This is a genomic window from Rhodococcus sp. 05-2255-1e, from assembly GCF_002259025.1.
In the GTDB taxonomy this organism is placed as follows: Bacteria; Actinomycetota; Actinomycetes; order Mycobacteriales; family Mycobacteriaceae; genus Rhodococcoides; species Rhodococcoides fascians.
The window spans coordinates 1-24,472 of record NZ_NOZE01000046.1; the positions used below are offsets into that span (position 1 = coordinate 1).

General features: G+C 63.9%; 25 protein-coding genes and 1 rRNA gene. 17 read left to right on the forward strand and 9 right to left on the reverse strand.

The genetic code is table 11. The features are described from left to right. Both rrf and CH262_RS25180 read left to right on the forward strand, forming a co-directional pair. A 5S ribosomal RNA gene (rrf, locus tag CH262_RS25175) occupies positions 1-97 on the forward strand; the annotation flags it as partial. Positions 98-232: 135 nt separating this feature from the next. Continuing rightward, a complete protein-coding gene (locus tag CH262_RS25180; protein WP_052056393.1) occupies positions 233-835 on the forward strand; it encodes a DUF6188 family protein in 603 nt (200 codons plus the stop codon). Here the strand turns inward: CH262_RS25180 and CH262_RS25185 are convergent. After that, positions 814-1,563 carry a YqjF family protein gene (locus CH262_RS25185; protein ID WP_230591010.1) on the reverse strand — a complete coding sequence of 250 codons (750 nt, stop codon included), beginning with the start codon at positions 1,561-1,563 and terminating at the stop codon, positions 814-816. The genes CH262_RS25180 and CH262_RS25185 overlap by 22 nt on opposite strands. Before the next feature lie 24 nt (positions 1,564-1,587). Further along, positions 1,588-2,256 (reverse strand): SIMPL domain-containing protein, encoded by a 669-nt coding sequence (locus CH262_RS25190; protein WP_032384770.1) that lies wholly within the window; start codon positions 2,254-2,256, stop codon positions 1,588-1,590. Positions 2,257-2,342: 86 nt separating this feature from the next. Here CH262_RS25190 and CH262_RS25195 point away from each other — a divergent pair, with 86 nt between their 5' ends. Beyond that, positions 2,343-3,335 (forward strand): isopenicillin N synthase family dioxygenase, encoded by a 993-nt coding sequence (locus tag CH262_RS25195; RefSeq protein ID WP_032384921.1) that lies wholly within the window; start codon positions 2,343-2,345, stop codon positions 3,333-3,335. Here the strand turns inward: CH262_RS25195 and CH262_RS25200 are convergent. After that, a complete protein-coding gene (locus CH262_RS25200) occupies positions 3,329-3,757 on the reverse strand; it encodes a DoxX family protein (RefSeq protein WP_032384922.1) in 429 nt (142 codons plus the stop codon). The genes CH262_RS25195 and CH262_RS25200 overlap by 7 nt on opposite strands. 34 nt (positions 3,758-3,791) lie before the next feature. On the opposite strand from CH262_RS25200, the gene CH262_RS25205 reads away from it, so the two are divergent. After that, positions 3,792-4,883, forward strand: coding sequence for a DNA polymerase IV (locus CH262_RS25205; RefSeq protein ID WP_032384923.1), 1,092 nt, complete (start codon positions 3,792-3,794; stop codon positions 4,881-4,883). A 1-nt stretch (position 4,884) separates the two neighbouring features. On the opposite strand, the gene CH262_RS25210 is transcribed toward CH262_RS25205, so the two are convergent. Then, the gene (locus tag CH262_RS25210) at positions 4,885-5,577 is read right to left on the reverse strand and encodes a TerD family protein (RefSeq protein WP_032384924.1); all 693 of its coding nucleotides are present in this window, start codon (positions 5,575-5,577) and stop codon (positions 4,885-4,887) included. A 140-nt stretch (positions 5,578-5,717) separates the two neighbouring features. On the opposite strand from CH262_RS25210, the gene CH262_RS25215 reads away from it, so the two are divergent. Continuing rightward, positions 5,718-7,196: a carboxylesterase/lipase family protein gene (locus CH262_RS25215; protein WP_032384771.1), complete on the forward strand. Its 1,479-nt coding sequence runs from the start codon at positions 5,718-5,720 to the stop codon at positions 7,194-7,196. 47 nt (positions 7,197-7,243) lie between these two features. Here the strand turns inward: CH262_RS25215 and CH262_RS25220 are convergent, their stop codons facing one another. Both CH262_RS25220 and CH262_RS25225 read right to left on the reverse strand, forming a co-directional pair. Next, positions 7,244-8,995, reverse strand: a complete 1,752-nt coding sequence (locus CH262_RS25220) for a pyruvate dehydrogenase (protein ID WP_032384069.1) — start codon at positions 8,993-8,995, stop codon at positions 7,244-7,246. A 205-nt stretch (positions 8,996-9,200) separates the two neighbouring features. After that, positions 9,201-10,313: a YbfB/YjiJ family MFS transporter gene (locus CH262_RS25225; protein WP_032384772.1), complete on the reverse strand. Its 1,113-nt coding sequence runs from the start codon at positions 10,311-10,313 to the stop codon at positions 9,201-9,203. 130 nt (positions 10,314-10,443) lie between these two features. Between CH262_RS25225 and CH262_RS25230 the strand changes: the two genes are divergently transcribed. The 5 genes from CH262_RS25230 (at position 10,444) to CH262_RS25250 (ending at position 14,149) form a co-directional block, all read left to right on the forward strand. After that, positions 10,444-11,307, forward strand: a complete 864-nt coding sequence (locus CH262_RS25230) for a hypothetical protein (RefSeq protein ID WP_032384773.1) — start codon at positions 10,444-10,446, stop codon at positions 11,305-11,307. A gap of 91 nt (positions 11,308-11,398) precedes the next feature. Next, positions 11,399-11,698, forward strand: coding sequence for a type VII secretion target (locus CH262_RS25235; protein WP_032384774.1), 300 nt, complete (start codon positions 11,399-11,401; stop codon positions 11,696-11,698). Then, complete coding sequence (locus tag CH262_RS25240) at positions 11,695-12,678, forward strand: hypothetical protein (protein WP_032384775.1); 984 nt, start codon at positions 11,695-11,697, stop codon at positions 12,676-12,678. The genes CH262_RS25235 and CH262_RS25240 overlap by 4 nt, the downstream gene beginning before the upstream one ends. Continuing rightward, positions 12,675-13,622 carry a hypothetical protein gene (locus tag CH262_RS25245; RefSeq protein ID WP_032384776.1) on the forward strand — a complete coding sequence of 316 codons (948 nt, stop codon included), beginning with the start codon at positions 12,675-12,677 and terminating at the stop codon, positions 13,620-13,622. Before CH262_RS25240 ends, CH262_RS25245 begins: the two co-directional genes overlap by 4 nt. Positions 13,623-13,639: 17 nt before the next feature. Beyond that, a complete protein-coding gene (locus tag CH262_RS25250) occupies positions 13,640-14,149 on the forward strand; it encodes an LpqN/LpqT family lipoprotein (protein WP_143547172.1) in 510 nt (169 codons plus the stop codon). Here CH262_RS25250 and CH262_RS25255 read toward each other — a convergent pair. Continuing rightward, the gene (locus CH262_RS25255; RefSeq protein WP_052056400.1) at positions 14,146-15,513 is read right to left on the reverse strand and encodes an MmgE/PrpD family protein; all 1,368 of its coding nucleotides are present in this window, start codon (positions 15,511-15,513) and stop codon (positions 14,146-14,148) included. The genes CH262_RS25250 and CH262_RS25255 overlap by 4 nt on opposite strands. 177 nt (positions 15,514-15,690) lie before the next feature. Here CH262_RS25255 and CH262_RS25260 point away from each other — a divergent pair, with 177 nt between their 5' ends. Both CH262_RS25260 and CH262_RS25265 read left to right on the forward strand, forming a co-directional pair. Next, entirely contained in the window at positions 15,691-16,503 is an 813-nt protein-coding gene (locus tag CH262_RS25260; RefSeq protein ID WP_032369053.1) for a cyclase family protein, read from the forward strand. Continuing rightward, positions 16,500-17,918 (forward strand): MmgE/PrpD family protein, encoded by a 1,419-nt coding sequence (locus CH262_RS25265; protein ID WP_094718724.1) that lies wholly within the window; start codon positions 16,500-16,502, stop codon positions 17,916-17,918. Before CH262_RS25260 ends, CH262_RS25265 begins: the two co-directional genes overlap by 4 nt. 50 nt (positions 17,919-17,968) lie before the next feature. On the opposite strand, the gene CH262_RS25270 is transcribed toward CH262_RS25265, so the two are convergent. Further along, entirely contained in the window at positions 17,969-18,796 is an 828-nt protein-coding gene (locus CH262_RS25270; protein ID WP_094718725.1) for an HpcH/HpaI aldolase/citrate lyase family protein, read from the reverse strand. After that, positions 18,793-19,581, reverse strand: coding sequence for an IclR family transcriptional regulator (locus tag CH262_RS25275; RefSeq protein ID WP_094718726.1), 789 nt, complete (start codon positions 19,579-19,581; stop codon positions 18,793-18,795). Before CH262_RS25275 ends, CH262_RS25270 begins: the two co-directional genes overlap by 4 nt. Positions 19,582-19,792: 211 nt before the next feature. Between CH262_RS25275 and CH262_RS25280 the strand changes: the two genes are divergently transcribed. From CH262_RS25280 to CH262_RS25300, 5 genes are read left to right on the forward strand one after another with little or no spacing between them, the layout of a single operon-like run. Then, complete coding sequence (locus CH262_RS25280; protein WP_027497866.1) at positions 19,793-21,013, forward strand: ABC transporter substrate-binding protein; 1,221 nt, start codon at positions 19,793-19,795, stop codon at positions 21,011-21,013. Then, positions 21,010-21,999 carry a branched-chain amino acid ABC transporter permease gene (locus CH262_RS25285; protein ID WP_094652289.1) on the forward strand — a complete coding sequence of 330 codons (990 nt, stop codon included), beginning with the start codon at positions 21,010-21,012 and terminating at the stop codon, positions 21,997-21,999. Before CH262_RS25280 ends, CH262_RS25285 begins: the two co-directional genes overlap by 4 nt. Further along, positions 21,996-23,039, forward strand: a complete 1,044-nt coding sequence (locus CH262_RS25290) for a branched-chain amino acid ABC transporter permease (RefSeq protein WP_094623270.1) — start codon at positions 21,996-21,998, stop codon at positions 23,037-23,039. The genes CH262_RS25285 and CH262_RS25290 overlap by 4 nt, the downstream gene beginning before the upstream one ends. Next, positions 23,036-23,758, forward strand: coding sequence for an ABC transporter ATP-binding protein (locus tag CH262_RS25295; RefSeq protein WP_027497863.1), 723 nt, complete (start codon positions 23,036-23,038; stop codon positions 23,756-23,758). Before CH262_RS25290 ends, CH262_RS25295 begins: the two co-directional genes overlap by 4 nt. After that, positions 23,755-24,459: an ABC transporter ATP-binding protein gene (locus CH262_RS25300; protein WP_032369048.1), complete on the forward strand. Its 705-nt coding sequence runs from the start codon at positions 23,755-23,757 to the stop codon at positions 24,457-24,459. Before CH262_RS25295 ends, CH262_RS25300 begins: the two co-directional genes overlap by 4 nt. Positions 24,460-24,472: the final 13 nt, after the last annotated feature.

A 24,472-nucleotide genomic window follows, 5' to 3' on the forward strand; every position in this document is an offset into this window, starting at 1 on the left:
GGAAACGCCCGGTCCCATTCCGAACCCGGAAGCTAAGCCCTCCAGCGCCGATGGTACTGCACTCGACAGGGTGTGGGAGAGTAGGACACCGCCGAACACAACATCCCAAAATGCCCCTGACCACCCGTGGTCAGGGGCATTTTGCATTCGAACCCACTACCCACACAACACAATCGAAAGAACGCGTCCGCACTGTGTACCGCGCTGGATTCGTGTGGCACAGTCGTGTTCGATGAAACTTCCCGTCGACGGCCAGCGCGTCCACAAGGTTCTGCTCGATTTCGACCTGACCATCGAATTCGACAGCGGTGCCACTGTCGCGTTCAGTGAAGTCGTCGTCGATGATCTTGTGGTCGACGAAGACAATCAATTCGAGGGACTCAGGGCGTTCGCCGTGTTACTCGGTCTAGTCTGCGATGACGCCGAGTTCGACGAATCCGGTGTTCTCCGTCTGACATTCGACGGACGGACGCGAGTTGTGGCCCATCCACGACCGGAGGTCGAGTCGTGGGAATTCTGTGCGGCCGACGGGTCGACCGTGCTGTGTGGTGCCGAGGGCAGCGTCGAATCGTGGCCGGCACCGCCGCACCGAAGCGACGAAGTATCCACTCGGGAGGGTCTGCCCTCGATCGGTGCGACCGTCGTTCGTATATCTATCGGCGACGATGCCTCCGTAGAATTCTCCGACGGAACCTGCCTGAATTTCGATCTACCGCTCGACGCGGGTTACTTGGTGCTTCGGGAGAGCGTTACTGCCAGTTCCGACGCGGGCGGAGACTGGGTCGTCGAGTTGTCGTCGGGGCACGTCATCTTCTACCGACCACGCACCACATAGGGCTTGCCGAACTGAGTTGCGACACCGTCCGAGTACAGCACCGAGTCGGGTGGTCGAGTACTGACCCCCGGAAGACCCGCAGCGGCAACCAATTGATCCGAGCAGTGGGTCAGTTCCGCGTCGACCAGGGCCCAATGTCGATGCACGTTCGGCACGTACAGCAGGCGTCCGCCCAGCGCGGTGTGCAGTCCCCACCGCGCGGTGAGGAAGACCGCCAGCGGGTCGTCGGACATGTCGCGTGTGCCCCGCACGATGCCGAAGTCCGTCGTCGCACCGCGCTTCGGCGGTGCCAGCCGTCGGCTTCGGTAGGAAATTGTCCGCTGGTCGTCGTCGATATCGATCGATGCCCACCGGTAGGGGATACGTGCGGCATTGGTGCCCACGACGACTGCGAGTCGGGTCGCCTCGAGGGAGCGAAAGACGACACCGCGTCGACCTTCTGCGTCGCTCGAGTACAGCCGCACATTGATCTCGCCGAAGGTCCCGAAGTACGGCACCGGGTGCCGATATCCGAGACCGGCACCGACCATGTGGAACCCGATGAGACCGACCCACGACGAACCGTCGAACTCGTCCGGTACGCACCCGTCCGGTAACAGCGGCGCGACGACCGAACTCGGTACTCGCCAGTGCAGGAAAACGAGTCGTTCCCACCGCTGGTCCATCAGAATCGGACGAGGCAACAGCGGTGGCCGGGGCCAGAGGCGTCGGGCATCGTCGCGGTTCATGTACTCGAGGGTAGGCGCGCCACGTCAGGAGGCGGTGAATCTGGCGTGCACGCTGGCGGAGATCGTGATGTTCTCGGGCTTCAGGGCGAACGCGGCGGGCCCGGATTGTGCGGCAAGCATGCGGTGGGACGGCTCGGTGACGCCGCGTTCGGCAGACCCCGTCAGCAGTCCGGGATCGGCAACGGCCACGGCCGTCACATTCACCCTTCCCAGGCTCGACGCGTAGGCCTCTGCCTTGGACACAGCATCCTGCACTGCACGTTCGCGGACCTCATGGGTGTGGGCTTTCCTGCTCGGTTCGGTGAGGTCCCAATCGAAGTGGTCGATCGAGACCCCGTCGAGAGCGGATGCCGCGTACACGAAGGCATCCACCAGGTCGAGTTGGCTGAACTTCACTTCGACGGACGCCTCGGCCTGATAGACGTACGGAAGTTGTTCGCCGTCCTGATTGAACGGACGGTGACGGGAACGCCGAACCTGATCGATGGTCCATCGATCGATCGGCCCGTGTTCACTGTTGTAAAGGGGTTCGATGAGGCGAGTGAGCTCACGTACGAGTTGCCCCGCGGGCTCCGACGCGGACTCGGCGCTGCGGCCGTCGGTACGCACCGTCAGGGACAACGTGCATTGTTCGGGTGGGTATGTCACCTCGCCGTGACCGACGACGGTGATGTCGAGTGCTTCCGGGCTCATGGCGTCCAGTCTGGCATCCAGGCACGGGGATTCATCGAATCTCAACAGTGCTGGCCGACGCGTCAGGTGCGGAGGACAATCGGGTCATGCTCCCTGTGCTCGATCTCGAGTCGTCCGAACACGACCCACAGACCTTCCGACGGGCTCTGCGCGAGGCAGCCCACGACTCGGGGTTCTTCTACCTCGTCGGACACGGCATCGGCACCGACCGGATGGCCGACGTGTTGCGTTCGGCGCGGGCATTCTTCGCGGTGCCCGACGCCGTCAAGGACGAGATCAGTCAACTGAAGAGCCCACACTTTCGCGGCTATTCGCGAGTGGGCGGCGAGCTGACCAACGGTCGGGTCGATTGGCGCGAGCAGATCGACATCGGTCCCGAGCGGCCGGCGATCGAGCATGCGCAGGGCTACTGGAATCTGCAAGGACCGAACCTGTGGCCGTCCGAACCCGAGGGCTTCCGCGAGACGTTCGAGCAGTGGGAGCAGTCGGTGTCGCAGATCGGACTCGCGCTGCTCAGACATTGGGCGGCCTCTCTCGGCGCGGACGACCACGTGTTCGACGACGCGTTCGGCACGGCGCCGGCAACGTTGATGAAAGTCGTGCGCTACCCGGGGACGCCGGATCACTCACAGGGTGTGGGTGCGCACAAGGATTCTGGGGTGTTGACGCTGCTCCTGGTCGAACCCGACTCGGCCGGTTTGCAGGTGGAGACGACCGCGGATAGCTGGGTCGATGTGCCGCCGCTGGAGGGCGCATTCATCGTCAACATCGGTGAGCTGTTGGAAGTGGCGACGGGCGGCTACCTCCGGGCGACGCGGCATCGGGTGATCGCCCCCGGGCCGGGTACCGACCGGGTATCGGTGCCGTACTTCCTCAGTCCCGCACTCGATGCCGTCGTACCGATCATCACGCTGCCACCGGAACTGGCACGGCACTCACGTGGCGTCGAGGACGATCCCGACAACCCCATCTACGACACCTACGGGGCGAATGCCTGGAAATCCCGTACGCGCGCACATCCCGACGTGGCTCTGTTACACCACGGCATCGTTCCCGCCGGGCACAGCTCCGCTCAGTGAGGCTGGCTGCGACCCTTATTCGAGGCGCGCCACTGCGCCCAGGCACCGGTGCACCACAGCGCCCACACGATCAGAAGGGGTTGGAACAGCAGTCGGATGCCGCGTGCGGCATCGGAGTCGAGACCGAACGCGTCGGTGTGCGTGACGAATTGAGAGATGTTTCCTGGGAAGACGGCGACGAAGAAGGCGGCCACCACCCATCCCACGAGCGCTGAGCGAGCAGTCCAGAACAGGAGCGCAAGACCGAGAACGATCTCGACGACGCCCGAAGCCAGGACGACGAAGTCGGTGTCGACGGGCATCCATGTCGGTACCTGGGCCGCGAAGGTACTGCGTGCCCAGAACAGATGGCTCAGACCGGCGAAGACGAGAAATGCTCCCAGCACGATCCGGCCGATGGTCCGAGATATCGATTTCGTCATTGCGCCATGAGACACCACGGGCACACTGGTGACCATGACCGGGACCACCACGACCGAGCATGCGTCGACCGATGCCACTCGGCGGCGCTGGGTACTGCACGTCGATCTCGACCAATTCATCGCAGCGGTCGAGGTGCTGAGGAACCCCGACCTCGTGGGCAAAGCCGTCGTGGTCGGCGGCAGGGGAGATCCGACCGAGCGTGGGGTGGTGTCGACGGCGTCCTACGAGGCGCGGGCGAAGGGCGTCGGATCCGGACTGCCGCTGCGGATCGCAGCGAAGAAGATTCCCGACGCCGTCTTTCTCCCCGTCGACAAGCCGGCATACGACGAGGCGTCGGCGACGGTGATGGACACGTTGCGTTCCCTCGGGGTGGTGGTGGAGGTGATCGGCTGGGACGAGGCCTTTCTGGGCGTCGAGACCGACGATCCGAAGACATTCGCCAGGACCGTGCACGACGCGGTGTTCGATGCGACCGGGCTGCATTGCTCGGTCGGGATCGGGGACAACAAGCTTCGAGCGAAGATCGCCACCGATTTCGACAAGCCTCAGGGTATCTACCAACTCACCCAGGACAATTGGTACGAGGTGATGGGAGAGCGCGGCACCGATGCGCTGTGGGGAATCGGCAAGAAGATCTCCACCCGGCTTGCTGCACTCGGTATCACCACCGTCCGTGAATTGGCCGATGCGGACGACGCAGACCTTGCCGCGGCGTTCGGGCCGAAGATCGGGCCGTGGCTCGGTACGAAGGGGCGGGGGATCGAGCTGTCTCCGGTGACGTCCGAACCGTGGGTCGCGCGATCACACAGTCGGGAAGTCACGTTCCAGACCAACGTCGCCGACTGGACCGTGATCAGGGACGAGGTCGCGAATTTGACGTCGAAGGTGCTCGCAGACATCGAAAGCGAGAATCGGCCTGCGGTCCGCGCGGCATTGAAGATCCGGTATGCCCCGTTCGAGACGCATACCGTCAGCGCCCCGATCGCGGGCCCGCCAACCTTCGATGCAGCGACTCTCACGTCGGCCGCGGTGGCCCTGGTGGATCGGCTCGACCACAGCCGAGAGGTTCGCTTGATCGGTGTGCGACTGGAAATGGTTCCGCCGCAACCGAAACCAGCGTCCTAGTTCACTTTCGGCCGGCAGCCCACTTCATTCCCCAGCCGTACTTCTTGTCGAGATCGGCTTGGCTGCCCTGGATGTACTCCACCTCGCGCGTCACGGTGATCCCGGCGGACGTGTTCTGCAGCAACGCGATCGAGCAGATCCGTGCCGAGTTCTCGGCCGAGTCCAGGCGAACCTCCACCTGTGGACCGCTGGTGGGGTACAGGGTCACCACGCCGTCGACCGCAGCCCAGTTGGGCGCGCCGTCGTAGATCATCGCGAAGATCAGAATGCGCGTGAATTTGTCGGGGTCGGCGAGATTGATATGCATGTTCTCGCCGCCGCTGACCGAACCCGACCGGTCGTCGCCGTCGAGCGCGATGAACGGCGCCTGCTGCAACGAACCGAAGCTGTTTCCCAGTGCCTGAACGACGCCCTTGGAACCGTCGCGCAGCTCGTAGAGGCAGCCGAGGTCGAGGTCCACCCCTCCGGTGCCGTACGACGCGGCGGCCAGCTTCGCCAGAAAGCCTTTCTTCTTCGGTTGCGCGGCAGGTGCCCCGCTCGACCAGTTGAGATTCACCCGCATCGACCCCTGCTTCTCACCGGACTTGGTCAAGCTGATGGTGGGCGACGCCTTGGACAGCGTCACCTTGCTCAGATTCACCGACGCGGCGGGCTGGGCGGGCTGAGAGGGCTTGCGGGTGTAGTCGATGGCCATCGTGGAGCCTTCCGAAACGGTCGAGTTCCGGATCGCGATGTCCGGTTTGGGCGGTCCGTCGAGAATAACCGCAACCGGGGTCGACGACGTGGGCCGGGAGTGCACTATGGAGTTCTCACGTTCGAAATTGAAAGGAACCGATGAACCCGGTCGTAGAGGTCGCGCAAGGGAAACTCAGTGGTCGCACAGTTGCGGGGGTGAGCGCCTTCAAGGGAATCCCGTACGCGGCACCGCCCTTCGGTGCACACCGCTTCCAGGCACCACAGCAACCCGAGTCGTGGGAGGGCGTCCGGCAGGCCACCGAATTCGGCCCGACGGCTCCCAAACCCGGATTTCCCAGCCCGATCGACCAGATTCTGTCCGAGGTGGCGATCGACGGAGACGATTGCCTGAACTTGAATGTCTGGACGCCCGACGTCGAGGCTGCGGGGTTGCCGGTACTGGTATGGATTCACGGTGGGTCGTTCACCAACGGCAGCGGCGCGGTACCCACGTACGACGGCACCGCCTTCGCCCGCGACGGAATCGTGTGCGTCACCATCAACTACCGATTGGGCGTCGACGGATTCCTGGCGATCGACGGAGCGCCCGCCAACCGCGGTCTGCTGGATCAGGTTGCGGCGCTCGAATGGGTGGCCGCCAACATTGCGGCGTTCGGCGGCGACCCCGCCCAGGTGACGGTTGCGGGGGAGTCGGCGGGCGCGATGAGTGTGGGCACGCTGCTGTCGATGCCTCGCGCGAAGGGGCTGTTCCGCCGCGCCATCCTGCAGAGCGGCGGCGGGCACCATGTGCTGACGGAGGAGACCGCGAAGAAGGTCACCGCGGCGTTGGCGTCGGACCTCGGTGTGGAACCCACCGTCGACGGTTTCGGTTCGGTGCCGGTGGTGGACTTGACGGCCGCGCAGACCGCGCTGTCGAATCGTATTGCCAAGCAACCCGATCCGCGTCTGTGGGGCGAGCTGGTCCTCAATGTCATGGCGTACGAACCGCACATCGACGGGGACGTGGTGCCGGCCCGGCCGATCGATGCGATCGCCGCCGGCTCGACCGCAGACGTCGAGATCATGGTCGGATCCAACTCCGACGAACACGCGCTGTTCTTCGTACCCAGCGGCGTGTTCCGGCACATCGACGAGAATCTGCTGCGCATGGCCATGGCGGGCATGGGTGCCGACGCAGACCGGGTGCTCGAGCTCTACCGCGCCGACACACCCGACGCCACCGCAGGTGAGGTCATGATGGCCGCGATGACCGACTGGTTCTTCCGAATTCCTGTCATCCGTATTGCCGAGGCTCGTTCGGGTTCCGCGACGTATATGTACGAATTCGCCTGGCCGTCACCGTCGTACGAGGGCAAGCTGGGTGCCTGCCACGCAATCGAGATCCCGTTCGTCTTCGACAACCTCGCCGAGGGCACCGGAGGGTTGCTCCTCGGGCCGAACCCTCCGCAGAAACTCGCCGACCGGACTCACCGCGCCTGGGTGGACTTCGTCACGGCAGGCGACCCGGGCTGGGCCCCGTACGGGTCGGAGCGAACGGTCATGACATTCGACGAGGAGTCGGCTTCGGTGCAGGATCCTCGTGCGGCGCAGCGGGAGCTGTGGGACGAGATCCGGTAGACGACAGCACCGGTGGTACATGCCGTACCACCGGTGCTGGGTCTCGATCAGGGACGCGGAACGTTACGCAGGTTCGACTTCGCCATCCGAACTGCTTCTCCTACACCGCCGTTGAGAACCACCTTGCTCATCGCGAGCGCGAAGCCCTTGAGCTGCTCGCCGGTGAGGGTCGGCGGCACCGACAGTGCCAGCGGATCGGTGATCAGTTGCACCAGGGCAGGCCCGTCCGTGGCGAACGCGGTTTCGAGTGCGCCGCGAATATCACCCGGCTGGTCTACGCGCTGCGCGTGAATGCCCGCAGCCTTGGCGATTCCGGTGTAGTCGACCTGTGGCACGTCTACGCCGAAGTCGGGGAGTCCGTCGACGAGCATCTCGGCCTTGACCATGCCCAGGGTCGAGTTGTCGAACATGACGATCTTCACCGGCAACTTGTACATCGCCACGGTGAGGAGTTCGGAGAGCATCATCGAGAATCCACCGTCACCCGAGATGGAGACGACCTGACGGCCCGGGTGCGCGAACTGCGCGCCGATGGCGTGCGGTAGCGCGTTGGCCATCGAGCCGTGCAGCATCGACGCGACGAAAGCTCTTCTGCCGGTGGGGTTGATGTATCGGGCGGTCCACACGTTGCACATACCGGTGTCGGTGGTGAACACGGCATCGTCATCGGCCAGATCGTCGAGCACGGACGCGGCGAACTCGGGATGGATCGGCACGAGCTTCTCGGCATTGCGGGTGTACGCGCCGACTGTCTTGCCCATCAGATCGTTGTGCTTGTCCAACCACTTCTCTGCGTAGCGGCGATCGGTCTTGCGAGTGACCAACGGAGCCAACGCGTTCAGAGTTGCACGCACGTCTCCGTGGATGGGGTACTTCACTGAAGTACGGCGGCCCAACTTGGTCGGATCGATGTCGATCTGCGCGGTCGCGACATCCTCGGGAAGAAACTGTTGGTACGGAAAGTCGGTGCCGAGCAGGATCAACAGATCCGCGTCATGGATACCGGCGTGCGCAGCTCCGTAGCCGAGCAGGCCGGTCATGCCGACGTCGTACGGGTTGTCGTACTGGATGAACTCCTTGCCGCGCAACGAATGTCCGACGGGAGCGCCGATGGTGTCGGCGAATGCGACGACCTCGTCATGGGCACCCTTGACGCCGTAGCCGGCGAAGATCGCGACCTTCTCGGCATTGTTGATGGCGTCGGCCAGCTGTTGGATGTCGGCGGCGGGCGGAGTGACGACGGGAGTCGACGGAATGGCGATGGGATCCATTGCGCCGGCAGCGGACAACTCGGCGATGTCACCGGGGAGCGTCACCACCGATACTCCTCCGCCGGTGATCGCTGCGTTGATCGCAGCGCGGAAGACGCGCGGTGCTTGCTCGGCGGTGGAGACGAACTCGTTGTAGAGCGAACATTCGACGAACAGTCGATCGGGATGCGTCTCCTGGAAGTACCCCGACCCGATCTCGCTGCTGGGAATGTGGGACGCGATCGCGAGAACCGGTGCGCCGGAACGGTGTGCGTCGAACAGCCCGTTGATCAGGTGCAGGTTACCCGGCCCGCAGGAACCGGCGCAGACGGCGAGGGTGCCGGTGGTCTGCGCGTCCGCCGATGCCGCGAACGCCGCAGCTTCCTCGTGGCGAACATGGATCCAGTCGATGCCGCCCTTGGCCGACCCTCCGGTCCGACGCACCGCGTCGACCACCGGGTTGAGACTGTCGCCGACGATTCCGTAGATGCGCCGGACTCCGGCGTCGACGAGTCCGCGAACGAGTTGATCGGCCACTGTGGTGGACATAGTTTTTCTCCTCGGATGTAGTAGCGCGCCTCGGGGTCGATGTGCCCTGTGCGCATTCTCGACGCCTTCCCGGCGTCGAGGGTGTACGAAACATCCTGGGTAGGTACGCGTGAACCGTCAAGAGCGAAGGCCCTGGTCACAGCGGACGCGATCTTCGTCACGTGGGCTTTTTCCCGTCAGCACCCAACCGAATGTGGGGGTGGCCTTACGCCGACATCCGCAGGATCCGCACAGAAGCCACGGTTCCGAGCACCAGCACTCCGGTCGCGATGGCGAAGGCGATCGCGTACGAATCGCCGATTGCGGGCGCAACCACCAATGGCCCCACCACTTGCCCGACGCCGTAGACCGCCGTCAGCGTCGCCGCGGTACGGCCGATGGGAAGTATTTGCGCTGTGCTCATCGTCAGCATCGTGATGCCCATGAACGTTCCCCCGAACAACAACGCTGAACATACGGCGGCAACGGTGTTCCCGGTCAGTGCGGGAAGCACTGCGGCCACGGTCTGCAATGCGAACGCTGCTACCAGAGCTTTGCGCAGGCTGGTTCGGCGTGCCACCCCTTGCCACAGCACCGTCGCCGGCACCGCAGCCAATCCCACGACGATCCACACCGCTGGACCCACCGACGTGCTGCCGTGGCCACCGACCGCTGCCACGAGAAACGTGCCGACGACGATGTAACCGAGGCCCTCGAGGAAGTACGCGACGAGCAATGTCCGCCACACCGCGCGGGTTCCGGCGTGCACCTCGCCCGCCTCGGACCGCCCTGCAGGCTCGGGGTGTACCCGAAGCGTCCACGCCGGGGCGACGAGCACCGCAGTCAGTATCGCCGAGCACAACCACAGCGCCTCCCACGACAGATGTGGTCCGGCGAGCAACGTCAGAATGCCCGACGCTGCAATACCTGCACCGACGCCGCCGAACGCGATTCCTGGTGACGCACCGTCGGCTCTGTGCTTGGTGACGGTGCTCGCGCAGGAGATGAACACCGCGGCACTCGCCAGGCCGGCCAGGAACCGCAGCGCCGAAAACGTTGCGGTGGAATGCACTGCAGCCATCGCCAATTCGCTTGCGATGAGCACGAGCGTCCACAGCCTGAACGACGTCGTCGTATTGATCGACGGGCGCACCGACAAGACGATCGCGCCGACGAGGTAGCCGGCATAGTTCGCGGTTGCGATGACGGCACCGCTGCTCGGGGTCACCTCCGCCGCGTCGACCATGATCGGTAGCAGCGGCGTGAACACGAACCGCCCGACGCCCATCGCGGCCGCGAGTCCGGCCGCGGCAGCGAACGATAATCGACGGCCGTTCATTGCGATCGCCCTCCTAAGTCGTTAGCCGCGCCAACGGTACGCGTTGGATCCCCGTCTCATCGAACCGAGCAGCAGGGAACCGATCGCACCACCGGTGCGTCCAATACCTGATACCGACTGTGGGGGACGCATGAGTGAGACGAAGTACACCGACGCAGAACGACCTATCTGGGTCCCGTACTGGCCGAACACGTTGGGCCGCCTGTGGCAGGCCGTCATCGCGATTGTCGCGGTGGTAGCCATTGCGATCTATCGCGGACGGCTCGAGGTGCAGGGAAGCGACAATGGGCACACGATCGGATCGATCGCTCTACTTGCCCTCATGGCTTGCGTTTGGATCGGCATCAACGACAACGTGATTCGATGGGGAATCCCCGTCCGATTCGTTCGGCGCGTCGAGGACCACGCGCTCGGTAGCGGCGTCTGCATTCCGCCTCGGACCGCCAAGTTCTGGTTGATCACGGTCGCGTCCATCTTGGTGTCAGGAATGGGGGTCGCCCTGTCGAAGAGTGACGTGTTCGGCGCGGCCGGTATGCCGATTGCTGGAATTGCCATCGTTGTACTGGTGGCGACGCTCGGCTTCCGCAGCCGCGTCGAACTGCGCTTGTTCGCGGACGGATTTGTCAGACGCAGACGGTCGTGCATGTTCTTCTTTCCGCGCACCCACGACATCCTCGTGCGCTGGGACGATGTGGAGCAGTACGAGGCCTCGACGTACCGAACGTCAGAGAAGCGGGGGAGTGGGTTCACCGAGCCCGTACTGTATGTCCGAGCGACTGGGCTCGATATCGAGCGTCCCCGCGACCGGCTGGATCAACCGGACCGGATGGCGATTCGCATCCATTTGCTCGCAGCCGAGCCGAATGCCGTTCTGGCATTGATGAAGTGGTGCACCGACGGCCCGGTCAACCGGATCCGCATGACCGGCTACGACTCACCCGACCTGCTGGTGCCACCACCGCTTCGTGAGCGACTGGAACTGTCGCGGTCCTAGCTTCGGCACGGAACCGATACCGGGCTCGCTGCGTCAAACCCGATGACGCCGATTCACCGGGCGTCGATACGGTGCGACTCGGGGGAGCGTCATGACAGTGAATGTGGATCCAGTGATCCTGCGGCAGTTCTCGAATGTGCTGTCGGGAACGGGGGAGGCGATCGCCGAGGTGGACACCCTCGCCCCGTTCCGAGCATCCGAGAATGCGCTGCAGGGTACCGACTTTCGCGCAGCGTGTGCGGCAGCGTCCGCAGCGGCTGCGGGAGCTGTTGCCGCTCTGGCAGGCCGAGCCGAATGCGTTGCGGACATCGCCCGTGGTGTCGCGCAGAACTACGAGATCACCGACGACGACCTTGCCCGCCGCCTCGCTGCGATGGACCAGCCGAAATGACGCCGACCGTGCCGCACGTCGCCGGCTGGGAGCCGCAGTCGATGCGCAAGACGATGATCGAACTGGCCGAGATAGTCGAGCGCGTCAACGGCCAACGAACCGGGGTGTTGGAAGAGCAGGACACACTGGCCGAGACGTGGACCGGCGAGGCGGCACGCGCCGCAGCCGATCGCGTGGTGGCCGAATGCTCCCGGATGAGCTCCGTCTGCAGTGAAATCGACTCGCTCGGAGCCGCATTCGAAGGTGCGGCCGACATCGTCGAGGCCGCCCAAGCGCACGTGCGGGCTCAGGTGTCCGCGGCGACGACGAGCGGGTTCGCGGTACGGGCCGACGGTGTGGTGAATCCCGAAGGGATGATCGCGCTGATTCCCGACAGCCTGGGTGAAGAGAAGACGCGTCGAGCCGACGAACTGCGTTCTGCAGCATATCAATTGACCGAGGACATCCAGAGTGCTCTGCGCCAGGCCGAGAGTGTCGCTCTCGACGCTGCGCAGCAGCTGGCCGAGCCCACCGAGGTGCTGACGGCGCTCGCCCTCGACAATCCCACCGGAAAGTTCGTCGAGAACCCGGACGGGTCGTTCTCCTGGATGCCGGACTGGCCGTCGACCATTGCGGCGTCGGTCGTCGGAGGCATGGCCGCCGTGACGAGGCGGGCGCTGGAAATACCCGGTGTCGAATCCGTCGACGACGTTGCCAAGAACATCGGACGAGGGCTCGGGGTCTTCGGAGTCGTTGCCGGTGCGATTCCCGGAATTGCGGGAAAAATCGACGAGGGGGTGAACCCGGCCGAGGCCGTGATCGTCGAGGCGACGCCGATAGTCGCGGGAGCAATTACGACCTGGGCGTTCGGAGCCGTGGGTGGCATGGCGGGTTCCATTTTTCCGGGGCCCGGCACGGTGGCAGGCGCTGCTGCCGGGATCGCACTGGGCCAAGTCGTCAGCTACGGCGTGGAGAAGTTGTTCGAGGCGGCAGGAAAATGAGCGAGATCAGAGACGATCGCACGCCCCAGACCGAGGACGTGCTGCGTAAGAGCCTGGTAGCGCAGAAGTATCCATTGTGGGTGCGGACGTGGCGCAGTGTTCACCTGGGTTGGCTGGTAGCTCTCGGGGTTTCGTCTGCAGTCCTTGCCGCGACGATCGTGGCTCCGGTTCTCCTGTTCGGGACGCTTTCTGGGGAGACCGCTCTCCTCGTGTCGCCGCTGGTGCTCGCGGTGCTGATACCGCTCACAGCGGCCGTGGTGTTGTCCGGCATCGGGTCTGCGCGGCTGTCGCTGTTCGTGCGACCGGTGACTGTCGCCGGAGTCGGCCGAGGCGTGGCAGTGCCAGGGCGGGGGACTGTGTTGTATCGCAGCGGAATACTCGCATTCGCGTTGGTGTCCGGCCTGTCCTACATCCACTGGGGAGGAGACGCACGGGTAAGTACAACGCGTCACGACCTGAGCGTCGTAGTCATGTCGCACTTCGGCGCTCCGATATGTCTGCTGTTCTTCGCACTGAGTGTGCTCGTCGTCAACCGGACCCGAATTTCACTGCATCCCGATGGCCTCGTGGAGGAGATCTATCGGCGCCGCGGATGGAAGGCCACCACTGCAATCACGGTTGTCCCGTGGGACGGGATCGTCGAGCTGCAGCCGCAGACGCATCCGAATCCTGCGGTGTCGCATTCACATTGGTACCCCACCATCCGAGTCGTGTATCGCGACCCTGCCGGTGGAACGGATCAGGTGCTGGTCCTGATGGCGTGCGAGAAGAAGGTCGAGCCCAACGCGCTGCTGTCCGTACTGCAGTGGTGTCGGGACAATCCCTGGGTCCGTGCGCAGCTTGCCCATGACGACGCGCGAGAGCTACTGCGCCCGCCTCGATTCCTCGATCGCATCGAAGCAGACCGAGCGGCGTCGATGTCGGGACGACGGGACGTCCAGTGACAACTCGGGAACAATCGATGCAGGGCGTTCTGCAACAGCGTGGTGTCGAGCTCGTGCCCGTACATCTCGACGAATGCGCAAGGTTCGGTCTGGAGCTCCCTGCGCTGCCGGGGTGGGATCTCGTTCCTGCGCATCTGTTTCCGCACGCCACCGCGGTGCTGTGTTCTCCGGCAGATGCGGTCGACGGGTTCGTTCCCAACGCGGCAGTCTTGACCGGAAAGTTGACGCGGTCACTCGATCCGCAGACCCTGCTGGCTTGTGGGTTCGGCGACTCCCGGGCACTTCCGGAATGGATCGACGTCAGCTACGACCGTGACCCGTTCTGCGGTCTACCGTCCGTTTCGATTGCGGGTCGGTACGACTGGGACGGTCGGACGCTGTTCGCTCGGACTAGGTATGTCGTGGTCCACCACATCGTCGATCAGTACCTCGTCCAGTTGACGGTCACCTTGCCAGACCGGATCAGGTCTCGGTTGGCATGGGCAGCAGACGAATTCGTGGACGAAGTTCGTATCGGGAGAAATTAGGTCGTAGGTAGCCTGCGCAGTTCCTCAGCAACGTCATCCGTCGTGCAGATGGATTCGACGATGCCTTCGAGCTCTGCTGCATCCTCTTTTCCCACCAGGCGGGCAATTTTGGCTCTGATCCCGCCGTAACTCATCGGGAAGTGGTCGACATCTCCGACGGGATTCGGGGTCGAGGCAGACATGGCAGTTCCATCTCGGAATTCGATCGTCACCTCGGCAGCCCGGCGCTCGGGTAGAAGTTCATCGAACTCGCCGGCCGAGGAGACATCGACCTGGGCGCTGAATTGTTGCGCGCGAGAGAAAGTGGGACCATCCGGATCGAGCGCGTCGACGTCGATCGCGTCGGACAAGAACGCAGCAGCGACGACGAACGGTAGCGAGAACATCGCGCCGAGGCGAGTGCTCGGATTGCGTTGGAACAGCGGCTCCGCCAGTGAATGTGTACGCACGACGACCCTTGCGATGTCGTCGGCTGACCAGTCGGCATGGCTGCGCAGACTCTGCACGGTGTCGATGGCGGCATGTGTGTAGGAGCAACTCGCATGCTGCTTGGAATAACCTTCGAGAGTCAGCCATCGCTCACCGAGATTCTCGGTGAGCTTCGCCAGATCCAGCGTGCCGATGATCGAGCCCAGTGAATGCTCGATCGCACCGGTATTGCCCACCACACCCGCACTGGCCAGTCGTGCGGCGTTCGTACCGGCCCGCGCCGCACCGCCGATCCAGAGGTTGCGTGCAAAGTTACCGTCGAGCACCACAGCCCACGGCGCGACCTGTACCAACGCCGCGGACGAATCGATCGCTGCAGCAATGGCATCGCGTTCGCATCCGTGAACGACGGCGGCCGCAGTCGCCGCACCGGTCGCACCCCAATGCCCGTGGGTGTGCCATGCGCTGTTCCGCGTCAGCGCATAGCCGAACCTGGCCGCCACTTCGTATCCGGCAACAACGGCGGTGAGGAAGGTGTTGCCGGAGACCTGCTGGGGTGCAAGTCGCGCTGCGGCGATCGCTGCAGGCACCACGTGCGCGGCGGGGTGTCCAGCGGCGTACTTGTTTCCTTCGTCGAGTTCCAGGCAGCACGAGGCAATCGCGTCGAGTTCGGCAGCCGATTCGACCGTGGTGCCGCGGGGTCCGCCGAGCGGGTGCGTCGAGCCGGGTTCGGCGTTCCAGTGGGCGCGTAATCGTGTCATCTCTGTGGTGCGCGCCCCGGCCAGTGTCACGCCCAGTAGGTCCAACAGAACGAGCTTGGCGCGCTCGGCGAGGTCGTCCGGCAAGGGCCGGCCCCGAAGTGTGTCGACTTCCTGGGCGAGCCGCGCGACGGAGTTCTCATGTTCCGTTGAGCGAAACGATAGTGAACCGTCCATTGTTGAATGTTAGAAGTAACAAGATCTGATCGTCAATGAAGCAACCGATAATGCCTGGTCTGTTACTCTGACGGCATCGCTTTGCTGTGAACTGGGTCGCTCCACAATGTTCCGCTTGGCGAAACGAACGCATTGCTGACGTGATCGGCGCGCTCAGCGAGTAGAAGGAGACAATCAATGTCCGATCAACTCCTCGATGCCGTCCAGCAGGGCGTGCACACGGTGGATCTCGGGAGGCAGCTGCGGGTGGGAATGCCGCAGTCGCCCAATCACCCGCAGTTCTGGCACACGCTGCCGCGCAGACACGGGGACATGACACGGTCGGACGGCGGTAGCGCAGCCAACGACATGATCACCACGGGTACCCACGTCGGAACCCACATCGACGCGCTTGCGCACGTGAGTCACAACGGGAAACTGCACGGCGGTGCCGACGCGGGCCAGTCCTGCCTCGGTGGAAAGTACGTGGAGCACGGCGTGCACACCATCGCACCGATGATCCGGCGCGGTGTACTGCTGGACATCCCCAGGCTTCTCGGTGTCGGTCGCTGCGATGGAGGTTACGAGATCACGGTCGACGATCTCGAATCTGCTTGCGCTGCACAGTCGGTCGAGATCCGTACCGGCGACGTGGTGCTGATTCGCAGCGGCTGGGGCCAGCTCTTCGACGAAGGCCTGCCCTACGTCGGAGGCCCTTCCGGCGTGCCGGGGGTCAGCGAAGCCGGGGCTCAGTGGCTCGCTGCCCTGCAGGTGCACGCGGCTGGTGCCGACACCATCGCGTTCGAACGACTCGCCCCCGGCGGAGGTCACGCTCTCCTGCCCGCACACCGAGTGCTGTTGGTGGAGAGCGGAATCTACATCATCGAAGCGTTGGACCTCGAAGAATTGTCGCGTCAGGAGATCTTCGAGTTCACGTTCCTGCTGGTGCCGCTGAACATCTTCGGTGCAACCGGCTCGCCGGTTCGCCCTCTGGCGGTGACGTCCGCATGAGTGAACTCACCCTCGCGCAGCAGGTGGCGCGGTTCGCTGTGAACACGCGATACGAGGATCTGCCGGAAGATGTGGTGGCCTCGGTCGGTATGCGCGTTCTCGATACCCTCGGAATCGCGGTCGCGGCCACGGACCTCGATACCAGCCGCGCCGCCATCGCATGGGCGTGCGAACAGGGTGGCACTGCGACGGCGACAGCCATCGGAGTCGACGTCGCGCTACCGCCCATGCTCGCCGCATTCGTCAACGGGGTGCTCGCGCACTCCTTGGACTTCGACGACACACATCTGCCCTCTATCCTGCATCCGAGCGCCAGCGTGGTTCCCGCTGCCTTGGCTGCTGCCCAGGAACACGGTGCCGACGGCCGCGCCCTGGTGCGCGGCATCGCAATCGGCCTCGAGGTCTGCGTTCGGCTCGGCATGGCAGGCTTCGACCCGGACGCCAAGAACTCGGTGTTCTTCGAGCACGGCCAACACGCAACCTCCATTTGCGGCGCGATGGGTGGTGCCGTAGCGGCTGCCGTCATCGGGGGTGCTTCCGAGACCGGGATCGTCGACACCATGGGCATTGCGGCGTCGATGGCATCGGGCATCATCGAAGCCAACCGCACCGGCGGAACCGTCAAGCGCATGCACTGCGGGTGGGCCGCGCATTCCGCACTGTCGGCCGCGGGACTGTCCAGGCACGGGATCACCGGCCCGCCGACGGTCCTCGAAGGCCGGTTCGGGTTCTTCCAAGCCTGGTTGCACGAACCGGGCCGGGCAAACGAAATAGTCGCCGGACTCGGTACCGAGTGGGCGGTTCCGGGCATATTCTTCAAACCGTATCCCGCCAACCACTTCACCCATGCCGCCATCGACGCAGGGGCTGCGCTACGCAAGCGCGGAATCGTGTTGGAGGACATCGGCACATTGGAGCTGGGTGTCCCGGCCGCAAACCTGCGCACGATCGGTGAACCGATCGAGGTCAAGCGCACTCCTGCGACCGGTTACATGGCTCAGTTCAGCGGCCCGTACGCCGTGGTCGTCGGACTGCTGGGCGGTGGGGGACTCGGTGCCGCTCTCGAGGACTACTCCGACGAGTTGGCCAACGATCCGCAGCGGCGGGAGTTGATGGCAAAGGTCTCGGTCGTGCCGGATTCGCGGTGCGACGCCATTTTCCCCCATCAGTTCCCGGCGGTCCTGACGGCCACGATGACCGACGGTTCCGTACTCGTCGAAGAAGTCCTGACGACTCGCGGTGGTCCGGAAAGACCACTGTCGTTCGAGGAGGTGTCGGCCAAGTTCACCAGCAACGCGCAACAGTTCCTGAGCGAGACCGAGCTCGGTGCGTTGGCCGGTCGTTGCCATGCACTCGGCGAATTGTCGAACATCACCGAACTGCTTGCGCCCCTGACGGTATCGAAGAACCAGTAGAGGCGCTGCACCGCCCAGTTCTCGGCTGGGCGGTGCAGTAGTTCGGCTGATTACGCGCGAGCCAGGACTTCCCGAGCTCCACGAACCACGGCTTCGTCGACGAATCGGCCGGAGTCGTCGACCGTCGGTCCTCCGTGAGCTGCGTCGTACAGCTCGAGCAACCTCCGAGCGGCGTTCACATCTTCGTCGGTGGGTGTGAGTGCGGCGTTGATGATGGGCACCTGGCTGGGGTGCAGTGCTGTTCGGGCTCGAAAGCCCATCTCGACAAACCGTGCGGTGGTGGTCTCGAAGCCGGCGAGGTCTCGGAAGTCCGTCGAGGTGGGTGCGATCGGGGCTGCGATACCAGCTGCAGCGCAGTCGATCACGATGCTCGTGCGGATTCCGTCGATCACCGTCGCCGTGTCCTCGGAGCGGGTGATGCGCAGGTCTGCCAAGAGGTCGACCTCGCCTATCCCGAACGTGCGAATTCGGTTGCAGCGGGCCATCTCCGGCAAGGCACGCAGTGCGTGGGCGGTTTCGACGAGACCGATCAATTCGACATCGGGGAGCCCTCTCTCGGAGATAATTCGGTCGGCATGGGTGAGCGAATCCACCGAACATTTTGCAACCATGATGCCGGTGATTCCCACCCTGCCTACCGCGTCGAGATCCTCCTCGAGGAATTCAGGGGTGACGCGAACCCACACTTCGGTGGCGGTCGGCTCTGTGATGTCGAGCCACTGCGCGACGTCGTGGCGAGCTCGTTCCTTGTACGGCAACGGAACTGCGTCTTCGAGGTCGATGATGACGGCGTCGGCCGCGCCCCGTACTGCCTTGTCGAACAGCTTGGGCTTGACCGCAGGAACATAGAGAAACGACCGGGCGGAGGACAGTGTCATCGGCTTGTACGAGCTTCCAGGATCTGGGTGATCGATGTCGCGGCGGCGACCACCTGGCGGGCATGAATCATGTGTTCGTCGTCCGCCGAGGACGAGTAGCGGAAGGCCGGACCGGACGAACTGACAGAGCCGAGTACATGTGCGGCCCCGTCGAAGAACGGTGCCGCAATGGAGGCAGCTCCGGTGTTCCGCTCGTTCGTGGAGGTAGCGTACCCATTGGTTCGGATGTCCTGAAGTCCTTCGTGGAAGTGACTTTCGTCGGCATCGGGGGAGTGTGCCCGCAGCTCTTGGAAGGCTTCCACCGCAAAGCGTTCGGGCAGGAAGGCCAATATCGCGCGGCTCGATGCTCCTGAGTGCAAGGCGTACTGGGGCCCGATCTCGACCACCATCTTCACCTCTTGCGGGCTCTCGTATTGGTCGAGGTACACGCGTCGATGTCCGACGAGGACCGACAGAGTTGCGGTCTCACGGGTTTGAGCGCGCAGGGAACGCAGGACCGGGGCAGCGACGGACCTGACGTCCAGCTGGCTCCACGCCTTGGTTCCGAGGCCGATAGCCGCAGGACCGAGGGCGTATGTCGACTCTCCCACGACCGGCTGCACGATCGAGCGTGACGCCAGCGATTGCAGGATTCGGTGAACGACAGCTTTGCTCAGTTCGAGTCTGCGCGCGATCTCCGAAACCCCCAGGGCCCGATCGGATTGTGCGAAAGCAATGAGCACATCGGCGACGCGATCTGCCGACTCCGTGCCCGTCGATGTTTCCAGTACCGGCTTGCTGACCATATGTGTCACCTTTCGGATGTGCCTGCGTTCCGCTGGGCGAACCATACCCGTAACAAGAATTTGACGAAAGGTCCTGTTCTGAGCGCGTGATGCATGACATACTCGGTTCCAGCGAGAAAAGTCATCAATCTGATGGTGCGCTCAGCGGAACGATCGAGTTCCGCCCTCTTGTTCGACTCGGCGCCGGTGGGTGCGGAAGGCAGACACAACAATGAAGAAGCTCGTAGGTGTGCTGACAGCGGTTGCGGTCGTGGGTGCGGCAGCGTGTGGATCCTCATCGGGTTCGGACGATTCGGGGCCGATCAAGATCGGCTCGGTGCACCCCACCACCGGTGCGCTCGCCGGTGTGGGTGGTCTGATGAACGACGGTGCAGCGCTGGCAGTTTCCGACATCAATGCGGCAGGCGGCATCGCAGCCCTCGACGGGCGGTCACTCGAACTGGTGTCCGGTGACAGCCAGGGCAAGGCCGAAGTCGGCCAGAGCGAGGCGCAACGCTTGATCGACGACGGTGCCGTGTCCCTCGTCGGTACGTACCAGAGCGACGTGACGCAGAACGTCGCGTCGGTCGCCGAACGGTCTCGTGTGCCCCTGGTCATCGACGTCGCGGTGGACGACAAGATTCTCGAACAGGGTTACCAGTATTCGTTCCGTATGCAGCCGAATGCCTCGAGCATGGGCACCGACGGTGCCAAGGCGCTCGCCGCGATCGAGGAGCAGACGGGGCAGGCTATCGACAGAGTGTCGTATCTGCACATCGAAGGCTCGTTCGGTGACAGCGTCTTCGACGCCTTCGAGGCCGAAGCCGCAAATCAGGGAATCTCCTCCGTGCAGGAAATCACCTATCCGGCAACGAACTTCTCGGACGCGACCACCCAGGTTCGGGAGGCAGCCGTGTCCAATCCCGATGTCATCGTCGCCACCGGTTACTACCCGGACGGTTTGTTGATCGCTCGCGCGGTCGAGCAGTTGAACCTGAACGTCAAGGGCGTGTACGGAATTGCCAACGGCGCGTTCGACGACAGCTCCTTCCCGAGCGATGCCGGTGCTGCCGGCGCAGGCGTTCTCAGTGCCAATTACCACTTCGATGCCACCAGCGACCGCGTCACCGACATCCGTGCACGCTTCGAGGCTCAGTACGGGCGACCCATGGAAACGGCAGCGATGTTGTCCTACCAGGCAGTCGAGGTCATCGCGGCAGGCCTGGAAGGCGGCGCTTCGACCGACCCCGAGGATCTGCGGGACGCGATTGCGGGCGTCTCGATCGAGGATCCGTTGCTCGCCTTCAGTGGGCCGATCGAGTTCGACGAAACCGGTGAGAACAAGAACGCGACCGTCATCGTCACCCAGGTACGCGACGGTGCGATCGCCCAGGTCTTCCCCGAAGAATTCGCAACGGACGCAATCGAGTTCCCGGTAGGGGCGGGACAATGACGTCCACGGCCCCAACCGTCGACAAGGCGGGAAAGCGCGGACTCTCGGGTCTCGGCCCCGGTGCTCCCGTGCTGGCCGCAATCGTCGTTGTCATGGCGGTCATCTATTTCGTCGGTGGTAAGGACCAGGGACTGGTCACCCAGGCGGTCGTCTCCGGTCTGCTGCTCGGCGGCGTCTACGCACTGATCTCGGTCGGGTTGACGCTCATCTTCGGCGTTCTCGGCATCGTCAACTTCGCCCAGGGAGCGATGCTGACGATGGCCATGTACATCGTCTACGCCTTGTCCACGGCAGGCCTTCCGGTCTACGTTGCGACACTCGTGGCGGTTCCGCTGATGTTCGTCTTCGGCATGATCGTGCAGGCGACGTTGCTGACCAAGCTGACGATCAGCGGGAGCCACGACGGCCCGCTGCTGGTCACTCTCGGTCTGTCGCTGTTGATCATCAACGTGCTGTTGATGATCTTCGGCGGACGTCCACAGTCGGTGCAGGCACCGATCGACGGTTCGCTGAACGTGCTCGGGGCCGTCGCATCATGGCCACGTGTGGTGGCGTTCATCGGTGCTGCGCTCGTCGCCGTTGCGTTGACCGCCGTGTTGAAGCGGACGCCGCTCGGCTTGTCGATCAGGGCAGTTGCGTCGAACTCGGAGGGGGCCAAGCTCGTCGGCGTCGACATCGGCCGGGTCTACGCTCTCACCTTCGGAATCGGCGCGGCCTGTGTGGCTGTGGCCGGCGGATTGATGACGCCGTTCACCAGCCTCACGCCGTCGGTCGGCGAGCAGTTCACGATTCTGGCGTTCGTCATCGTCGTTCTCGGCGGACTCGGCAGCGTGGTCGGTGCCGTGGTCGGCGGGCTCGTCATCGGGCTCGTGCAGACGGTCGGCGCGCTCTACCTACCCGGAACGGGCTCGCTGATCCTCGTGTTCGCAGTGTTCGTCCTCGTCCTGTTTCTCAAGCCCGAAGGATTGTACGGAGCTCGCCGATGACAACGACCGGTACCGCACCCACCCCGGTGCAGGACGATTCACGACTGAAGGACACGTGGCTTCGTCGCCAACTGATCACGCTGGCAATAGGATTCGTCGTCGTCGCGGCATTGCCGTTGATGCTGGGCGAGCAGGCGCAGACCGTGGCCGTCCGCACGTTGATCTTCGCGATCATGGCGGTGGCCTGGAACATCATGAGCGGCTTCGGCGGCATGTTCAGCTTCGGTCACGCCGCGTTCTTCGGCATCGGCGCTTACACGGGTGCGTTCCTGCTCGTCGAACACGATGTGTCGCCGTGGATCTCGATGATCGTGGCGGCGTGTATCGCCGCTGTGGTGGGCACACTGATCGCCTATCTGTGTCTGCGTTACCGGCTTGCCGGTTCGTACTTCGCGTTGGCCACGTTCGCCTTCGCCCAGATGTTCCTGCTGTTGGTCCAGAATCTCGAGGTCTTCAACAAGACCGAGGGCTTCAATGTGCCGATTCTGCCGCGTGATTCGTGGTGGATGTTGCAATTCGAGAAGGGCAGCGCCAACTACCTCTGGATCCCGTTGGTGATACTTGCTCTCGCGGTTCTCGGCACCATCTTCTACACGCGTTCTCGTGCAGGCCAGTTCGTCCAGGCCACCCGCGACGACGAGACAGCCGCAGCATCGCTCGGTATCGACACGATGAAGTATCGGCTGATCGCCGTCGCGGCGAGTTGTGCGCTGACCGCCGTCGCCGGCGTCTATTACACGCAGTACTACTTCTTCGTCGGACCCGAGCAGGCCTTCGGCTCGGCGGTATCCGTCGAAGCCATCGTGCCGGCCGTCATCGGCGGAATCGGAACGATCTGGGGCCCGGTGATCGGTGCAGCCGTCATCGGGCCGCTGTCCGAGTTGATCAACCAGTTGCTCAGAAATCCGCCGCAATTCCTCGAATTCCTGCAAGGAACAATCGGTTTGGACGTCGCCGCCTATTCGGTGATCCTCATTCTGATCGTGATCTTCCTGCCCAAGGGAATCTTCGGGACGATCCGTGAGAGGTGGAACCGATGAGCCTGTTGAGCATTGAGAACCTGAGCAAGTCCTTCTCGGGAATCCACGCGGTACGCGAGGTCAGCCTCGACGTGCCCGAGCACGAATTTCTCGGCATCATCGGCCCCAACGGGGCAGGTAAGACGACCCTGTTCTCCCTGCTGTCGGGTGAGCAGCCCCCGACAGCAGGCCGAGTGATCTTCGACGGAACGGATATCACCGGATGGCCGGCGAGCAAGATCGCGCGGGCCGGTCTGGTTCGTACGTTCCAGTTGATGCGCCCCTTCGAGTCGATGTCGGTACTCGAGAACGTCACCATTGCCGCACTGTCGAAGCGCAAGTCACGCAAAGATGCTCGACGCCACGCGCTCGAGGTGCTCGACCGGGTCCAACTGTCGGATCAGGTCGGCGGCAAGGTCTCGACCATGTCCACTGCGGGGTTGAAGCGACTCGAACTCGCGCGGGCTCTCGCGATGGAGCCTCGGGTCGTTCTGCTCGACGAAGTACTGGCCGGGCTCGTCCCCGCCGAGCGCGCACCCATGATCGAGCTGTTGCGCAGCGTGCATCAGCAAGGCCAGACGGTGATGTTCGTGGAGCACATCATGGCAGCGGTGATGGCGTTGTCCGAGCGTTTGGTCGTCATGCACGAGGGCGCTGTGTTGACCTCGGGCGACCCGCGCACTGTCGTCGCCGACGAACGAGTCGTCGAGGCCTACCTCGGTGAGGAGAAGACCGCATGATGCTCGAAATCGACGACCTCCACGCCGGCTACCGCAGGCTGGAGATTCTGCACGGACTGACGTTGGGGGTCGACAAGAACGAGATCGTCTCGCTCATCGGTGCCAACGGTGCGGGTAAGACGACGACGCTACGTGCGTTGTCCGGCCTCGTCACCACGTCCGGTGGCCGAATCATGTTGGACGGAAACCCCATTCACGGCATGCGTGCCGATCGAATAGTCAAGGCGGGTCTGGTCCACGTGGCGCAGGACCGCGCGCTGTTCGGTAGCCTCTCCGTAGCCGAGAACCTCGAGATGGGTGCCTACTCGCAGAAGCACGGAACCGTACGCTCGTCGTTGGATTCGGTCTTCGAGTTGTTCCCTATCCTCGCCGAACGCCGGGAACAACGCGCCGACACCATGTCCGGTGGGCAACAACAGATGTTGGCCATCGGACGAGCCATGATGGCCCGTCCACGGGTGCTGACGCTGGACGAACCGTCCGTCGGACTAGCACCGAAACTCGCCGCGGAGGTTCTCGACGCTATCGTGCGCATCCGCGACTCCGGCGTGACGGTGCTGATCGTCGAACAGAACGCCGCGCAGGCACTGGCCATCTCCGATCGCGCCTACGTAATCGAGAGCGGCTCGATCGTGTTGACCGGCAGCGGTTCCGAACTGGCACACGACGAACGCGTCAAAGCGGCGTACCTCGGCATTTAGGAGCCCCACGCAC

Excerpts from the sequence above, each read along its gene's own strand:
- CH262_RS25190 (WP_032384770.1), bottom strand. The coding sequence starts at position 2,256 with ATGAGCCCGGAAGCACTCGACATCACCGTCGTCGGTCACGGCGAGGTG.
- CH262_RS25240 (WP_032384775.1), top strand. The coding sequence starts at position 11,695 with ATGACGCCGACCGTGCCGCACGTCGCCGGCTGGGAGCCGCAGTCGATG.
- CH262_RS25275 (WP_094718726.1), bottom strand. The coding sequence starts at position 19,581 with ATGGTCAGCAAGCCGGTACTGGAAACATCGACGGGCACGGAGTCGGCA.
- CH262_RS25280 (WP_027497866.1), top strand. The coding sequence starts at position 19,793 with ATGAAGAAGCTCGTAGGTGTGCTGACAGCGGTTGCGGTCGTGGGTGCG.
- CH262_RS25185 (WP_230591010.1), bottom strand. The coding sequence starts at position 1,563 with ATGAACCGCGACGATGCCCGACGCCTCTGGCCCCGGCCACCGCTGTTG.
- CH262_RS25200 (WP_032384922.1), bottom strand. The coding sequence starts at position 3,757 with ATGACGAAATCGATATCTCGGACCATCGGCCGGATCGTGCTGGGAGCA.
- CH262_RS25210 (WP_032384924.1), bottom strand. The coding sequence starts at position 5,577 with ATGGCCATCGACTACACCCGCAAGCCCTCTCAGCCCGCCCAGCCCGCC.
- CH262_RS25235 (WP_032384774.1), top strand. The coding sequence starts at position 11,399 with ATGACAGTGAATGTGGATCCAGTGATCCTGCGGCAGTTCTCGAATGTG.
- CH262_RS25300 (WP_032369048.1), top strand. The coding sequence starts at position 23,755 with ATGATGCTCGAAATCGACGACCTCCACGCCGGCTACCGCAGGCTGGAG.
- CH262_RS25250 (WP_143547172.1), top strand. The coding sequence starts at position 13,640 with ATGCAGGGCGTTCTGCAACAGCGTGGTGTCGAGCTCGTGCCCGTACAT.
- CH262_RS25270 (WP_094718725.1), bottom strand. The coding sequence starts at position 18,796 with ATGACACTGTCCTCCGCCCGGTCGTTTCTCTATGTTCCTGCGGTCAAG.
- CH262_RS25245 (WP_032384776.1), top strand. The coding sequence starts at position 12,675 with ATGAGCGAGATCAGAGACGATCGCACGCCCCAGACCGAGGACGTGCTG.
- CH262_RS25180 (WP_052056393.1), top strand. The coding sequence starts at position 233 with ATGAAACTTCCCGTCGACGGCCAGCGCGTCCACAAGGTTCTGCTCGAT.
- CH262_RS25255 (WP_052056400.1), bottom strand. The coding sequence starts at position 15,513 with ATGGACGGTTCACTATCGTTTCGCTCAACGGAACATGAGAACTCCGTC.
- CH262_RS25285 (WP_094652289.1), top strand. The coding sequence starts at position 21,010 with ATGACGTCCACGGCCCCAACCGTCGACAAGGCGGGAAAGCGCGGACTC.
- CH262_RS25215 (WP_032384771.1), top strand. The coding sequence starts at position 5,718 with ATGAACCCGGTCGTAGAGGTCGCGCAAGGGAAACTCAGTGGTCGCACA.
- CH262_RS25205 (WP_032384923.1), top strand. The coding sequence starts at position 3,792 with ATGACCGGGACCACCACGACCGAGCATGCGTCGACCGATGCCACTCGG.
- CH262_RS25260 (WP_032369053.1), top strand. The coding sequence starts at position 15,691 with ATGTCCGATCAACTCCTCGATGCCGTCCAGCAGGGCGTGCACACGGTG.
- CH262_RS25290 (WP_094623270.1), top strand. The coding sequence starts at position 21,996 with ATGACAACGACCGGTACCGCACCCACCCCGGTGCAGGACGATTCACGA.
- CH262_RS25295 (WP_027497863.1), top strand. The coding sequence starts at position 23,036 with ATGAGCCTGTTGAGCATTGAGAACCTGAGCAAGTCCTTCTCGGGAATC.
- CH262_RS25225 (WP_032384772.1), bottom strand. The coding sequence starts at position 10,313 with ATGAACGGCCGTCGATTATCGTTCGCTGCCGCGGCCGGACTCGCGGCC.
- CH262_RS25195 (WP_032384921.1), top strand. The coding sequence starts at position 2,343 with ATGCTCCCTGTGCTCGATCTCGAGTCGTCCGAACACGACCCACAGACC.
- CH262_RS25220 (WP_032384069.1), bottom strand. The coding sequence starts at position 8,995 with ATGTCCACCACAGTGGCCGATCAACTCGTTCGCGGACTCGTCGACGCC.
- CH262_RS25230 (WP_032384773.1), top strand. The coding sequence starts at position 10,444 with ATGAGTGAGACGAAGTACACCGACGCAGAACGACCTATCTGGGTCCCG.
- CH262_RS25265 (WP_094718724.1), top strand. The coding sequence starts at position 16,500 with ATGAGTGAACTCACCCTCGCGCAGCAGGTGGCGCGGTTCGCTGTGAAC.